Origin of the sequence: Variovorax sp. J31P207 (assembly GCF_030316965.1) — a bacterium.
GTDB classification, from domain to species: domain Bacteria; phylum Pseudomonadota; class Gammaproteobacteria; order Burkholderiales; family Burkholderiaceae_C; genus Variovorax; species Variovorax ginsengisoli_B.
The window spans coordinates 642,221-656,027 of record NZ_JASZYN010000002.1 but is presented as its reverse complement, the minus strand read 5'-3'; the positions used below and the strand labels follow the sequence as shown (position 1 = coordinate 656,027).

At 62.5% G+C, this 13,807-nt stretch carries 14 protein-coding genes; 7 read left to right on the top strand and 7 right to left on the bottom strand.

Annotated features, from left to right (window positions below):
* Positions 1-252 precede the first annotated feature (252 nt).
* The gene (locus QTI68_RS08700) at positions 253-1,020 is read left to right on the top strand and encodes an alpha/beta fold hydrolase (RefSeq protein WP_286521551.1); all 768 of its coding nucleotides are present in this window, start codon (positions 253-255) and stop codon (positions 1,018-1,020) included.
* 278 nt (positions 1,021-1,298) lie between these two features.
* Here QTI68_RS08700 and QTI68_RS08695 read toward each other — a convergent pair whose 3' ends face one another.
* The 4 genes from QTI68_RS08695 to QTI68_RS08680 all read right to left on the bottom strand — a co-directional run bounded on the left by QTI68_RS08695 (position 1,299) and on the right by QTI68_RS08680 (position 5,963).
* Entirely contained in the window at positions 1,299-1,922 is a 624-nt protein-coding gene (locus tag QTI68_RS08695) for a hypothetical protein (RefSeq protein ID WP_286520982.1), read from the bottom strand.
* Positions 1,923-2,242: 320 nt separating this feature from the next.
* Positions 2,243-4,033 (bottom strand): cytochrome c biogenesis protein DipZ, encoded by a 1,791-nt coding sequence (locus QTI68_RS08690; protein WP_286520981.1) that lies wholly within the window; start codon positions 4,031-4,033, stop codon positions 2,243-2,245.
* 24 nt (positions 4,034-4,057) lie between these two features.
* Positions 4,058-5,434: an ATP-binding protein gene (locus QTI68_RS08685; RefSeq protein WP_286520979.1), complete on the bottom strand. Its 1,377-nt coding sequence runs from the start codon at positions 5,432-5,434 to the stop codon at positions 4,058-4,060.
* A gap of 112 nt (positions 5,435-5,546) precedes the next feature.
* Entirely contained in the window at positions 5,547-5,963 is a 417-nt protein-coding gene (locus QTI68_RS08680) for an organic hydroperoxide resistance protein (protein WP_286520977.1), read from the bottom strand.
* A 190-nt stretch (positions 5,964-6,153) separates the two neighbouring features.
* On the opposite strand from QTI68_RS08680, the gene QTI68_RS08675 reads away from it, so the two are divergent.
* Positions 6,154-6,897 carry a response regulator gene (locus QTI68_RS08675; protein WP_286521550.1) on the top strand — a complete coding sequence of 248 codons (744 nt, stop codon included), beginning with the start codon at positions 6,154-6,156 and terminating at the stop codon, positions 6,895-6,897.
* A 13-nt stretch (positions 6,898-6,910) separates the two neighbouring features.
* On the opposite strand, the gene QTI68_RS08670 is transcribed toward QTI68_RS08675, so the two are convergent.
* From QTI68_RS08670 to QTI68_RS08660, 3 genes are read right to left on the bottom strand one after another with little or no spacing between them, the layout of a single operon-like run.
* Positions 6,911-7,039, bottom strand: a complete 129-nt coding sequence (locus QTI68_RS08670) for a hypothetical protein (protein WP_286520976.1) — start codon at positions 7,037-7,039, stop codon at positions 6,911-6,913.
* A gap of 1 nt (position 7,040) precedes the next feature.
* Positions 7,041-7,607: a thioredoxin family protein gene (locus QTI68_RS08665; RefSeq protein WP_503011649.1), complete on the bottom strand. Its 567-nt coding sequence runs from the start codon at positions 7,605-7,607 to the stop codon at positions 7,041-7,043.
* A 21-nt stretch (positions 7,608-7,628) separates the two neighbouring features.
* The gene (locus tag QTI68_RS08660; protein ID WP_286520973.1) at positions 7,629-8,012 is read right to left on the bottom strand and encodes a hypothetical protein; all 384 of its coding nucleotides are present in this window, start codon (positions 8,010-8,012) and stop codon (positions 7,629-7,631) included.
* A 598-nt stretch (positions 8,013-8,610) separates the two neighbouring features.
* On the opposite strand from QTI68_RS08660, the gene QTI68_RS08655 reads away from it, so the two are divergent.
* The 5 genes from QTI68_RS08655 to QTI68_RS08635 all read left to right on the top strand — a co-directional run bounded on the left by QTI68_RS08655 (position 8,611) and on the right by QTI68_RS08635 (position 13,756).
* Positions 8,611-9,486: a phospholipase D-like domain-containing protein gene (locus tag QTI68_RS08655; RefSeq protein ID WP_286520971.1), complete on the top strand. Its 876-nt coding sequence runs from the start codon at positions 8,611-8,613 to the stop codon at positions 9,484-9,486.
* Positions 9,487-9,531: 45 nt separating this feature from the next.
* The gene (locus QTI68_RS08650; RefSeq protein WP_286520970.1) at positions 9,532-10,182 is read left to right on the top strand and encodes a phospholipase D-like domain-containing protein; all 651 of its coding nucleotides are present in this window, start codon (positions 9,532-9,534) and stop codon (positions 10,180-10,182) included.
* Positions 10,183-10,603: 421 nt separating this feature from the next.
* A complete protein-coding gene (locus QTI68_RS08645) occupies positions 10,604-11,098 on the top strand; it encodes a hypothetical protein (RefSeq protein WP_286520969.1) in 495 nt (164 codons plus the stop codon).
* Between the two features lie 208 nt (positions 11,099-11,306).
* On the top strand, positions 11,307-11,714 hold the full coding sequence (locus QTI68_RS08640) for a hypothetical protein (RefSeq protein WP_286520968.1): 408 nt from the start codon (positions 11,307-11,309) through the stop codon (positions 11,712-11,714).
* Positions 11,715-12,874: 1,160 nt separating this feature from the next.
* A complete protein-coding gene (locus QTI68_RS08635) occupies positions 12,875-13,756 on the top strand; it encodes an alpha/beta fold hydrolase (protein ID WP_286520967.1) in 882 nt (293 codons plus the stop codon).
* Positions 13,757-13,807: the final 51 nt, after the last annotated feature.

Sequence of the window (13,807 nt, the reverse complement as noted above, 5' to 3'; positions counted from 1 at the left end):
GACGTTTCATCTCGTGGTTCGATGGTCAAGTTGTGCGGTTGCGCACGGATTGCGGAGGCGCAGCGATTCGCGACATCTGTAGCGAGTGCAATGTCAGTTGAAACAAGACCGTCACGAGGTCAGCCTCGTTGCGAATTGCAAATGAAACGATCTCCACTTCGCCTGTAGCAGAAATGGGGGACCACGCAACGGGCGCGCAACCGCAGCGCATCACAGTCAGCACCACCCAACAACACCAGGAGCCATGAAATGATGAATCGTCGCAACTTCGCAGGTTCGCTTGCCGCCTTGTCCGTGGCCGCGCTCGGAGCCAACAAGGTCTTCGCCCAGAACACGCCCGCCGCGCGAAACGTGGTGCTGGTGCACGGCCTTTTTGCCGACGGCTCCAGTTGGGGCAAGGTCATTCCGCTGCTCCAGCAGGCCGGGCTGAACGTCATGGCTGTCCAGAATCCGCTGAGCTCGTTTGCAGACGACGTCGAGGCCACCCGGCGCGCCTTGGCGCTGCAGCAGGGGCCTACTTTGCTGGTGGCTCATTCGTATGCCGGCATGGTCATCAGCGAGGCGGGCGTGGACCCGAAGGTGACTGCCCTCGTCTACGTGGCAGCGCGCGCACCCGATGCGGGCGAGAACTACGGTGAGCTCGCAGGCCGCTTCCCCACGCCTCCGGCAAGCGCAGGCATCGTGTGGGGCACGGATGGCTACGGCCAGCTCTCCGAGGAGGCGTTTGTCCGCGACTTCGCCGGCGACCTTCCGGCCGCCGAGGCGCGCGCCTACTACGCCGTACAGGGCCGCATGTCGAAGGCCACGCCGGCCGCACGCACGACCACTGCTGCCTGGCGCCTCAAGCCCACCTACTACGCGGTGTCCACGGAGGACCGCACGATCAACCCCGACTTGCAGCGCTTCATGGCCAAGCGCATGAATGCACGCACCATCGAGCTGCCATCCAGCCACGTCTCGCTGCTGTCGCATCCGCAGGAGGTCGCGACCTTGATCCTCTCGGCGGCGGCCCGCCATTGACAGCGGGAGCCGGCTCGCCATTCGTCGGCATGTCTGTTGAAATGCGCCTCGGTTTCATCTGCAACAGGGCCGCTGGCGCGAGCGGGAACTCATGTACTCGGGCGAACTTTATTGTCTTTGTAGAGCTCTGGCCTCTAGAATGAGAATAAAGTTTGCCCCGGCACCTCCGCTAAGTACCTGTCGCTCTCGGGTTTTTTGACCCTCGCCAGTTAGGTAAAGTTGGCCCTTGTTTTTCAGGCCCTCGTTCCGCCTTCGATCAAATCACGGCTGACCTTCAGTCAGAGGGGCCGCGCCCTCTTCGGCGCAAGCACAGACACGGCATTCGCCAACAATCCAGCGGCGCTACGCGCATCACCCTTACTGCCTGCAACACGCTGCTTCCCTCTGGCGTCCTTCTTCACGTCTGCAAGAGCGCGAGCCTCGCGAGGGGACAAACTCGCGTGGGTCAAAGCCTCCCCCAGTGGCTTCAGGTACGCCTCAGCAAGAGACTTCCGGTATGCCACTTCTCGGGCGGATTCAAATGGACATGCCAAGTCGCCGAAGTCCCTGGAAGGCTCCTTCCCGGTGGCTGAATACGCAATCAGCTGTTCAACCTCCTCGCGCGTCGCAGAGAGCTTTGCTGAGTGATACGCATCGACCACCATCTCCCAAGAAACAACCTTCCACTTCCGCCGACGCGCCCGCTCATACGCCGCCAAGAGCAATTCCTGCACGTGGGCCTTTATCCCTGCAGAGAGAAACCAGAGCTCGCGAACCCGATCGATGAACTGGAAGCTATACACACCGGGCACAGCGCGTTCCAACTCTTGCAGGTAGCACTTCCAGTCCAAGGAATCCGGCAGGTCCGGGGCACAAGTACGATCGGCGACGTCAGAAATCTCCTCTTGATCTCGGATCTCCAACGACGCTTGAGACGGTCACACAAACTGAAGTCCGCCCCGTATGCACACGGCGTGCCGAGGTAGGTCATAGCAAATAGTGCTCGCATCATTTCTCCATGGACGCTGAGCTCCAATAGGTTGCCATGATCTTGCAACCCATTCGCTGCCCCCTATGCCTTTCCGCTGTTCAACCGGACGAACGAAAAGCCTCGCGGGGTGGTCAAGTCATCCCAGGACTTGATGATCGGATTCGTGTCTCAATGGCCCGGACGTCCGCAGTGGAGGCCAATCGCTTGGTGGAAGTTTCCCGAAGTGTCTTCGAGCATGTCCGTGAGGCAACATCAACCGAACGTGAACGCGTAGGCCTGGGCCCCACGGTCGAGAAATTCGATCTCGAACAAGCGATCTCTCCCGTTTTTCTGCTGGCGCACCAACTGATAGAGCTTCTGCGCCTCGATGGTCCCGTAGCCCTGTTCGTCGGTGTCCGCACCATGGTCTGCCAGCGGCGCCTTGCCGTCGACCAGCACGCGGAAGCGCACGGGCTTGCCATCGGCCGCGGGGCCGAGCACCAGGTGCAGGTCGCGCGCCTGGAAACGGTAGGCGATGCGGGAGTTCGCGCCGTTGGACACCGCGCGCTCGGCCTCGACCGTCCAGTCGCCGGCGAGCGCCCATTGGTTGGTGCGCAGGGCGGCGGGCCGCTGGTAGACATGCGCGCGGCCGCTCAGGAGGCCGCCAGGAGAGGTGAAGCCGTTCGCGCGCTCGGTGCCCACATAGGTCTCGCCCGACATGGCGAGCTCGGAGCCGGCGGCGGCCTGGGTGCCATACCCCTTCGGTGCCACCCGATCGGACGGCAGGTCGCGCTGCCCCGCTTCGCGCAGCAACTGCTGGATGATCTGCTCGGCCTTCTCATACCCGTTCTCGCCGAACTGGTGATGGCGCATCCGGCCCTGGGCATCGATGAAATAGAACGCGGGCCAGGCCTGGTTGTCGAAGCCACGCCAGATCTTGAAATCGTTGTCCAACGCCACCGGGAAGTCGATGCCCAGTTCCTTCGTCGCCTCGCGCACGTTGGCAGCGCGCTTCTCGAAGGCGAACTCGGGCGAATGCACGCCGATGACGACCAGGCCCGCTTCCTTGTACTTCTGCGCCCACGCACGCACGTAGGGCAGCGTGCGCAGGCAGTTGATGCACGAATAGGTCCAGAAGTCGACCAGCACGACCTTGCCGCGCAGCGCCTCGGGCGTCAGTGGTGGCGAATTGATCCATTCGGTCGCACCGGCCAGCGACGGCAAGTCGCCCTCCACCCCCGGCTTGCGCACCGGCGCCATCGAGGGCTCGGGCGTTGCGGCGGCCGTACGCACGAAGCCCGCGTCCTGGTCTTCCTGCCGGCCGCTCGTGTCGGCACGTCCCGGTTGCGGCTTCGGCCTCTCGATCTTCTCCAGCAACGCCTGCTCCAGTGCCGACGTGGTGCCGACCGACAGCCGGGCGAGCAGGCCCGTGTCCAGCCCCAGCGCGATAGCGCCCACGCCCACTAGCACGGCCGCACCGGCCGCGCGACGCACCCATTCGCCGGTGGGCAGCGAACGCTTCATGACCGATAACAAGCGCCCACCGAACAGCAGCGCCGCAGCCAGCGAGGTACAGGCCCCGGTCGCATAGGCCAGCAGTAGGAGCGAGGTGCCGGCACTCGCGCCGTTGATCGCCGCACCCGTCAGGATGAGCCCCAGGATTGGCCCCGCGCAGGGCGCCCACAGCAGGCCCGTTCCGACACCCAGCAGCAGCGGCGAGAACACGCCGTCGTGTCGCGACTCGGCCAGGCGAAGTCCCAGCGCCACCAGCGGCCGACTCAGTCGGCCGGCCAGGCCCGGGAACAACAGCGTCAAGCCGAAGAGGCCGAGGATCGCGATCGCCGCATGGCGCCCGTACTCGTTGAGCGTGACCACCCAGCCGCCGCCCACCGCCGCCAGCGTTGCGATGGCGACAAAAGCGAGGCCCATGCCGATCAGCATCGGCAGGCCGTGCGAAAGGAATGGCCGGTCGGCCCGTGCGAACACGAACGGCAGCACGGGGAGGATGCAAGGGCTCAGGATCGTGAGCACCCCGCCCAGGTAGGCAAAGAGGAGGATCAGCATGGTGGGGTCGCCGTGCAGAGCGGCTCAGTTCGAGGCAGCGGGTCGGGTGGGCAGGGTCAAGCGCGCCTCCAGCCCGCCTTCAGAGCGGTTTCGCAGCGCCAGTTCAGCGCCCATCGCCATCGCGAGCTGGTGCGCGATCGCCAGGCCCAGACCCGTCCCGCCGGTGCTGCGGTTGCGCGAGCTCTCGACGCGGTAGAAGGGCTTGAGGACCGCCTCCAGCTCGTCGGGCGGAATGCCGGGGCCGTTGTCGACCACGGCAATGGCCAGCCGGCCGTCGCAGGTCTGCACCCGCAGGCGCACATCGCTGCCGAATATCAGCGCGTTGTCGACCAGGTTCATGACGATCCGGCGCAGCGCGTTCGGCCGGCCGACGATGGGCGCGCCGACGCGTCCTTCGAGTCGCACCCGCTTGCCGGCGTCTTCGTAGTCGGCCACCATGCTTTCGAGCAGCGCGTCGGCATCCATGCGCAACGCCGGCTCGGTGGCGCCGTGCAGGGTGCGCGCATAGGTCACGCCCTCGCGCACCAGCGAGTTCATCTCATCGAGGTCCTGGCGGAACTTGTCGCGGTCGTGCGCATCGTCCATCAGGTCGGTGCGCAGCCGCATCCGCGTGATGGGTGTCTGCAGGTCGTGCGAAATGGCCGCCAGGATCTTCACCCGTTCCGACATGTAGCCGCCGATGCGCTGCTGCATCGCATTGAAGGCGCGTGCCGCGTGCGCGACCTCGGTGGGACCTTCTTCGGTGAGCTTCTGCACCCTGAGGTCGGGCCCCAGGTCATCGGCCGCGGCGGCCAGGTCGGCCAGCGGCCGCGTGACCAGCCGGACAGCGAACCAGGCGCAGATCGCCAGCACCAGCAGCTGGATCACCAACACCCAGATCACCCAGGGCGACATCGGCATGCCCACCCGCATCGCGTGGATCACCACGGAGGAGCCGTCGGTCAGCCGCACCTGGATCTGCAGGCCTTCGGGGGGCCGGGTCACCTGCCCAACCTTGATGATCTGGAACGGCCGTATCGCGTCGACGATGGCTGTGGCGAACTGCTGCGACAGCCGGGATGTCGGATCCACCCCTTCAGCCACGCCGCTCAGCACGAAGCGGTAGTTGCGCCGCTCGAGCCGCTCGAGCCAGCCAGCCCTTTCCGCGGCGGGCAGCCGATCGAGGAGGGCGACCGAACTCGCGATGTCGCGTTCGATGCCGATCATCATCAGCTCGCGCATGGCCATGTCCCGCTCGTAGCGGATGCTGGCGAAGGTCAGCAGCTGGGCGATCGCCAGGCCCACCACGATGATCAGCGTCACGCGGGAAAAGAGGGTGCGCGGCACCAGGCGGCGCAGACGGCCGCCGGCGCCGCTTCTGGTACTCGCGGCAGGATGAGCGGGGCTGGAGGGTGTGGCCATTGATTCGTTTATAGACCTCGGCCCTGGCGGAAGGCCCCACCCGTGTATCGCAATATGTCGAGCAGCGATGAGCGACATGGAAGATCCTTGGTTCGGCCCCGCCGGCGAGCGCTCAGACCACGTTGATCGTGACGTCGACGTTGCCGCGCGTGGCCTTGGAGTAGGGGCAGGTCTGATGCGCCGCATCCACCAGCGACCGGACGACCTCGGGCTCGAAGCCGGGCACGCTGACGTTCAGGCGGGCCTTGAGAAAATAGGCCCCTTCGGCGTTGGCCAGGTCGATCTCAGCATCGACGGCCAGGTCGACGGGCAGCTTGAGCTTGAGCTTGCCCGCGGCGAGGCCCATGGCGCCGATGAAGCACGCGGACCAGCCGGCGGCGAATAGCTGCTCGGGATTGGTGCCGTTGCCGGAGCCGCCGGGCGGCGACAGCTTGACGTCCAGACGGCCGTCGCTGCTGGTGGAGGCGCCGTCCCGGCCGCCGGTGGTGCGGGTCTTTCCGGTATAGAGGATCTTTTCGGTGGAGGTCATGCGGTGTTCCTGGGGGAGGGTTGAATGGAGAACGGCTGGATTGTTGGCCCCCTTCGACCGCGCCGGAGCATCTTGCGTATGCCCGCGTATCGACGCTTGCTGCCGGATACTTGCGAATACAAACCCGCATCCGGCGTGCAACCGGCAGGCTACATTGCGGGTACGGCGCACCTCACACACCCTCACCGTCATGACCCCCAAGACCTCCGACCACATCCTCATCGTCGACGACGACCGGGGAATTCGCGAGCTGCTCACCTCCTACCTGGTCAAGAACGGCTTGCGCGTTGTCGCCGTTCCCACCGGCCGGCACATGCGCGCGGCGCTGGAGGAATCGGGCCCCTTCGACCTGATCATTCTCGACCTGATGCTGCCGGGTGAAGACGGACTGACGCTCTGCCGCGACCTGCGTACCGGCAAGTACAAGGCGACGCCCATCTTGATGCTCACCGCGCGCAGCGAGGAAGCCGACCGCATCCTCGGCCTGGAGATGGGCGCCGACGACTACCTCGCCAAACCTTTCTCCGCGCGCGAACTGCTCGCGCGCCTGCGCGCGGTGATGCGCCGCACGCGCATGCTGCCGCCCAATATGGGCGCGGTCGAACCCAGCCAGAAGCTGGCCTTCGGTGACTGGCAGGTGGACACGGTGGCGCGCCACTTGCTGGACGACAGCGGCACGATGATGGCCCTGAGCGGCGCCGAGTACCGGCTGCTGCGCGTGTTTCTCGACCATCCGCAAAAGGTCCTGACCCGCGACCAATTGCTGAGCCTCACCCAGGGCCGAGAGGCCGAACTCTTCGAGCGCTCGATCGACCTGCTGGTGAGTCGCCTGCGCCAGCGTCTGCGCGAGGATGCGCGCGAGCCCCGGTACATCAAGACGGTCCGCAGCGAAGGCTACGTCTTCGCATCGTCGGTCGAGCCCCGGGACGACTGAGCGTCCCGCCCATTCATGGGCGCCCGCGTCTGCGCCCGCCTTCGAATTCGCGGGCGTTGATGCATTGGCAACTCACGGGGTTGCGCACTTCGTGCGCGAAGCCGCCCGCAAGAAAGAGAAGCGCGACCCAGAGCTTCTTCATCTCAGCCCCCTTTCGACGGCGACGCTGGCGATTGTTCGGCCAGCAACGCCTGGATCTTTTTCTCGGTCGCGCCGTAGCTGCCTTCGCCGAAATGTGAATAGACGATCTTTCCCCGCTTGTCGATCAGGTAAACCGCGGGCCAGTACTGGTTGTCGAAGGCCTTCCAGGTGGCGTACTGGTTGTCCTGCGCCACGGCGTGCTTGATCTGCAATCGGTTGATGGCGTCCTGCACGTTCCTGGCGGACTTCTCGTAGGCGAACTCCGGCGTGTGCACGCCCACGACGACCAGCCCCTTGTCCTTGTATTTCTCGTTCCAGTCCTTGACGTAAGGCAGATGGTTGAGGCAGTTGATGCAGGTGTAGGTCCAGAAATCGACGAGCACGACCTTGCCGCGCAGGTCTTCCAGCTTGAGAGGCTGAGAGTTGAACCAACGGTCGATACTCGTGAACTCGGGTGCGCTCAGCGCGGCGCCGTCGGCGATGTCCCCGCCGGGCGGCGGCGCCGCGAAGGTCAGGAGGCCCACCGAGGCCGCGGTGACCGCGACGGCGAGAAGCACATTGGATTTCATGGTCACGGCGAGTTCCGACGTTCAGCGCAAGGTGACGCCGTCGGCGATCCCGGCCTGACGCGTCGGAAGCACCCCGCGGATACCGTACTGGACCGGCACCCGGCTGTTCACAAAGGCCTCGACGTAGAGGTTCTGGCTCGGCGCATGAGCGACTTCTCGGGCTTCACTCTGAGCCACGGAACGGTCGCGCGGAGACGGAAGTGCCGCGGCCACTACCGAAGAGGCGCCTTCCGAATACGGATCCACGGAGTGCGCAGCAGCAACCGCCTGTGCACGAACCTCGCTGCGGCTGAGCGTCGATTGGGTCCGCAAGACGCCTTGATACTCCTCGGCTTGGGCCAGGCCTGAGACGAGAGCGACGAGGACGGAGAATGTGGTGGCACTGGCGATTCGGGAGAGCTTCATGACCATGTCCTTTGAAGAAGGTTGAAATTGGGAAGAGAGCCAACGAATTGTTCGCCGCGTTCCGCGACTTAGAGGAAATTCTGTGTGCCTGTGTGTCAGTCTCGGAGGCGCACACACTACGTTTCACAACCAGACCATCGAGTTCTCAGCGCCGATTCTCGAAAGGGCCGAAACTCACGACACGGATCGCTGATGGTTGACAGCGAGGTCCATTCCCCCACGCACCCTGCTCGCCCGTCAGACCAGTGCCTGCCGTCGGGATTCACAAGATCCTTGTATGTCACTGTATCGAATCGACTTCCGTACACATAGCCACGCAAGACAGCCTTCAAAAGACATATCGCAAGGACATTTCCCTAGTCTAATTTAGGGTCGTGAACTTACACGAGCATCGATCTTCATGAACACAAGACGCCATGCATCGAAGAGGCGTCCAGCACCCGTGTTTCCGCAAACAAAAAGCAGATGGGTACTTGTACTTTCCATCCTCCGAGCAAGCACGAAGGCTTGAATTGGCTCAGAAATTTATCCGGTTGGTCAACCCGCCTCTCCGTCAGGGCGCATTCGCCCAAGAAATGCCACTCCCGCAAGAAATACCATGAAACTCTTCGTCCTCGTGCGCTTCCTGTTCGCATGCACCCTTCTCGCGACACTTGGCGCCTGTGGCTCCCTGCCCGACCCGCGCGCAAGAGACTCGGAACAAGCCGAGGCGCCAGACGGGAAGACCACGCTTGCCAAGGTTGCACAGGCGTCAACACCGCCCGGTGAGCATTCAGGCTTCCGTCTGATGCCATTGGGGGTGTACTCCCTTGACGCACGCATTCAACTAGCGCAACGGGCTCAACGCTCGCTCGTACTCCAGTACTATCAACTCGAGAACGATGAAGTAGGTCGTCTCCTTCTGCGGACGGTGCGTGAAGCCGCCTTGCGTGGCGTACAGGTCCGAATTCTGGTAGATGACCTCTACACCGCGAACAGCCAGCAACTACTGCTGGCACTTTCCAGGACTCCCAACATTTCAGTGCGCCTCTTCAATCCGTTTTGCTGCGGGCGCGACGGATTTCTTTCGCGCTTTGCGGCGTCGCCCCTCGACGTGACTCGGCTAAACCATCGCATGCACAACAAGCTGTTCATCGCAGATGGCGTGATGGCAATCGTCGGTGGTCGCAATATTGCCAACGAGTACTTCGTGTTGAGCGACACACAGAACTTCATCGACATGGATGCGTTGATTGTCGGCAAGGTAGTGCTGCAACTCGAGACAATCTTCTACGCATACTGGAACAGTGTTCAAGTTTGGCCCATCGCCGATATCGTTAGCGCCAAGGTCGAAAATTCTCTTGTTGATGTCGACTTCGCGGCCAGAATTGAAATGGCCAAACCATTGCCGAAGCTCATGCTTCCAAAGTCGGACATTCTGGGATATGGACCAATCTCGGGAGAACTGAACGATGGTCGGCTAGGCCTCCTCTGAGGTCATGCGGTCGCCATTGCTGATCCACCGACCAAGCCCACAACGATGACCGCAGAAGAGGCGATTGCCACCAGCGTGACAATGACAGTCTGGGAGATGATGCGCGATGCCAAGCACCAGGTTGACCTCTCCTCGCCATATCTCGTTCCAGGAGATCGTGGTGTCATGGCCATCCAAGCCATGACGGATCGAAATGTGAAGGTAACGCTGCTAACAAACTCGTTGGCCGCGAATGACGAACCGCTGGTGCACACGGGCTACGCACGCTATCGTGAGAGTCTGCTCAGAAGCGGCGCCGAGTTGTATGAGCTGAGTCCGAAGCGGACCACCTCCGATATGCGCTTTGACGATTTCGGGAAGTCACTCGGCCGATTGCACGCCAAAACCCTGGCCATCGATCAAACCCGCGTCTACCTCGGGTCCATGAATCTCGACCCCCGGTCTGCAACGCAGAACACCGAGATGGGCGTTGTGGTTGAGAGCCCTGAGCTTGCGCGAGAACTTCTACGCATCTTCAACGTGAGTAGGCTTCAGAACTCGTACCGGGTGCGGTTTGCGGAAGACGGGATCACTCTAAGGTGGTCGACACGTGACGGCCAGAAGGATGTGATCTATTCATCCGAGCCGGAAGCGAGCTTGAAACAGAAACTCTACTACTTGTTGATGTCGCCGCTGATGCCCGAGTCGCTGCTGTAGTAGTTCCCGAGCGCACAGGGCGCCTTTGATGCGGCGATGGGAAGGATTGGGCGTCTGCTCAATCCATCAACACCGAACCGTGGCGGCCTCCCCGACGGCCCCCAGGTGTCCTCAAAGCGCGTCCGTTCAGCGTCTCCGATGCGCGACTGGGCCATCGGATCGCCGAGTGCCTGCGCGTGGCCCGTGGCGCGTCGCAGGACCGTTGCACCTCGAGGCCTTCGCCGCCATGGCTGCCTTGCAGACGGCGGCCTTCCCGCGGCGTCCAGGCGGGCCCTCGTTTCGTGACTGTTTGGGGGCGTTCGGGCGGAGAAACCTACACCTTCGTTTAGTAGAAAGTTGATGGGCATTTCTGTTGAATTGCATATGCATCCTCTGCTCGTGCCAGCCCTCGCCGGCGAGCATCCACCGATCAGGAACCATCATGCACGCCAACCTCGTTCTTCCGTCCAACGACCCTCCCCTCCGCTCCCCAAGCCATCCGACGTTCCGGCCCGGTGTTGCCGCACTTCTGCAAACGGTGCAGGCGCGCCAGTACTGCGAAATGGAGCAGGCCTTCTCGTCCAGGGGTGGACTTTTGGGTTCTGACGAGGTCGTCGCCTTGCTCATGATGCATACGGACCAGCCCATCTCACAGCTAGCGCGCTGGATCGTTGACCGCGAAGTGCTTAGCCTCAATTGGCGGTCGCGCACGGTGTTGCCGCTGTTTCAATTCGACCGATCGACAATGACACCTCGGTCATCTGTTACTGCTGTGATCCAAGAACTGATTCCTGCACTTGGCGATTGGGAGATGTGCCTCTGGTTCATCGCTCCAAGCGCTTGCCTGGCCGAAACTTCACCGCTCGATGCCATCTCGTTGGACGCACCTGCCGTAGTCGATGCCGCCCGTTGCGAGCGTTACTTATTGCGCGGTTGATGCCGCACAGATGAGCAACCAGAGACGCGAACGGGGACGCAGGACCTCGAAGCATCAAATCATACGAACGTATCTCCTAAACCTATGTTCAATAGCCGAGACCGCACGTTCCTGATTTCATTGCCTGCGTGCGCAAATGCGCATACGTTGGGACCATTTCCCGGGTATCTGTCAGATGCCTGTCTTTTCACACACTGAGGAATTTGAAATGAAATTGCTTCTCTCCACCTGCGCCCTCGTCGGTGCACAGATCATCGCCTTCACCGCCTGCGCTCAGACGCAGCCCATCGACAATTCAGTCACCCGCGCAGAGCGTAGAGCCGAGGGGGTAGAAGCTGCGCGCACTTTCATGCCGGGTGAGGGAGACCCGATTCCAGCGCCGAAGGCGAAAGCATCGAAGGCCGAGCGCGCGGCCGCCCGCCAAGCGCGCAAACCCGAAGCGGTCGAAGCCGCGCGTACCTTTACGCCCGGCGAGGGTGACCCGATTCCCGCGCCGACCACCAAGCTTTCTCGCGCTGAGCGATCGGCCGGCCGCAAGGCGAGTCGCTCCGAGTTGGCGAAGGCCAACAGGGCGGGACAGTTGCCCTCGTACAGCGACAACTACGGCGGCAATTGATTCGTCCCCTCCACCCAAGGGTGCCTAGGCCAGGGCGGACCTAGCATGGTTGTGTGCGATTGGCTTCTAAGGCACGCATTCCGAGACTCTGTTCGGTCCGCGTGTCCCACCGCCTTCCGAAGGTCGCGGACGCGCGAACGCTTTCTCCGCGCGGGCCGCTATCGAAGGCCCAGGGATAGTCTGCAGACAACGGTTCACCATAGCCAAACGCGGCTAGGCGCGTAAGTCGTTGCTCGCGCAACCTAGTACCTCATCTGAGCACACGCGGCAACTCCCACGGTTCGCTCCGGGACAGCTGGTTGGTCGAAACGTCGAGATGCGTCGCCGTGATCGGCGCCGTTCTGCCCACGTCAAAGCGACGATGCGTCCCAAACAAGGACCATGCCTGCCGCCGCCCGAGTCTCAATTGCGTGGCACGCACTGGCGTGATTTACGCGCGGTGATCGGACGCTGTAGGCAGCGACAGTCAGCTCGATGAGGGCTGCGTGACCCAGCCGCACCGCAAACGTTGCCCAGACGGCTGGCTCCAGCAATTGCTTCGCGAGCACGATATGACGCAGCGCGAAACTGGCAGCGCCACTCGCCGCGTATTGACGTCGAGAGCAATCGGTCTTTTCGAATTGAATCGCCGGTCCACGGGGCTGGAGCACCCGCCTTGACCTTAACGATCTCGAAGCGGAGCGTCGACTCCAGGATGGCCATGGCGAATTGTTCAAAATTGGGCGGCCCGCCATGACCATGTGGTCCAGAACCAGACGGTATTTGCGCCGCCCAGCCGTTCGGATCTCTTCGGTAGAAGTCATCGTGTGTTTCCCAGAGGGAGGTCGTGTAGAGAGCGCCTGAATTGTTGGCCTTCCCCAACCTCTCCTGAGGACAACACGTTTGCCTCTGTATCCAAACGAGCAATTCGCACACTACGTTTCACCCGCGACCGGCCCGCATCTCGGTGTATCGCCGAGGGCGGAACGAATCAAACTTTCGTGCCCACGTCCTTAGATACGTGCGAATACAAACTCGCTTGAGGAAACGATATGACGGGCTACATTCCGGCCGCGACGCGCTTCACCGATGTCTCAGCGCCACGCTGGCCAAGCAGCTTCCCAACACGCCGAGAGTGAAAGCATCGCAGACTCACTTCACACATCAAAAAGGACTGAAAAATGGCGATCTCTCATGGTGAACACACCCTCGATATTCACGGGCGCAAGCTTCGCTACAAGGTGGCGGGCAGAGGGCCCGTTCTGATGGTTCAGGCGCCGGGATGGGGCATCGGATGCGGTCTCTATGAAGATGGTCTTGCGCGGCTGGAAAGCAGGTTCACCGTGGTCCATCACGACCCCCAGGGAAGCGGCGGATCCGATTCACCGTCCGATCCGAGAGAAATGAATGTTGGCTCCTTCATCGACGACCTCGAAGTATTGCGCCGGCATCTCAAGTTGGATCGCTTTGCGTTGATGGGGCACTCCCATGGTGGCTTCATCGCGATGAACTACGTCCTGAAGTACCCGCAGCATGTGTCACATCTCATCGCGTTGGACGCGCAACTTGGCGTTGTGGAGCCCGTCCAAGACGTGCAACGAACGCTGCCGGCGCTGGCCATTGATCCGCGATTTTCGGAGGCGGCGCGGCTCTTCGCCGGCACCAGGAAACTCGACTCAGATCAGGACTTGAGCGAGTTTCTCTCCGGCGCTCTGCCGCTCTACTTCTTCGATCCCGAGAGCGAACAATGCAAGGCGGCTCAACAGTATGTGCGCAGCGTTCGGATATCAGTCGCGGCGATGAAGGCGACGTCGGAGTCGGACGTGCGTTTTCTCGTGCGCGAGAGGCTGGGCGAAATTCGCGCGCGAACGTTAGTGCTAGTGGGGCGCCACGACTTCATCTGTTCGCCCGTTCAGGCTGAAGCGATTCACGAGGGCATTGCCGACTCCCAGATGGTCGTGTTCGAAAACAGCGGTCACCTGCCTTGGGCGGAAGAGCCCGCCTCGTTTCTATCGAGCGTTACGCGCTTTCTGGAGAGTCCGACGAGCAATCAACAGGCGTAGTCGGGCAAGAACAGCGGGTCTGGGGCGACAGCGCCCACTCCTCGCAGCAGG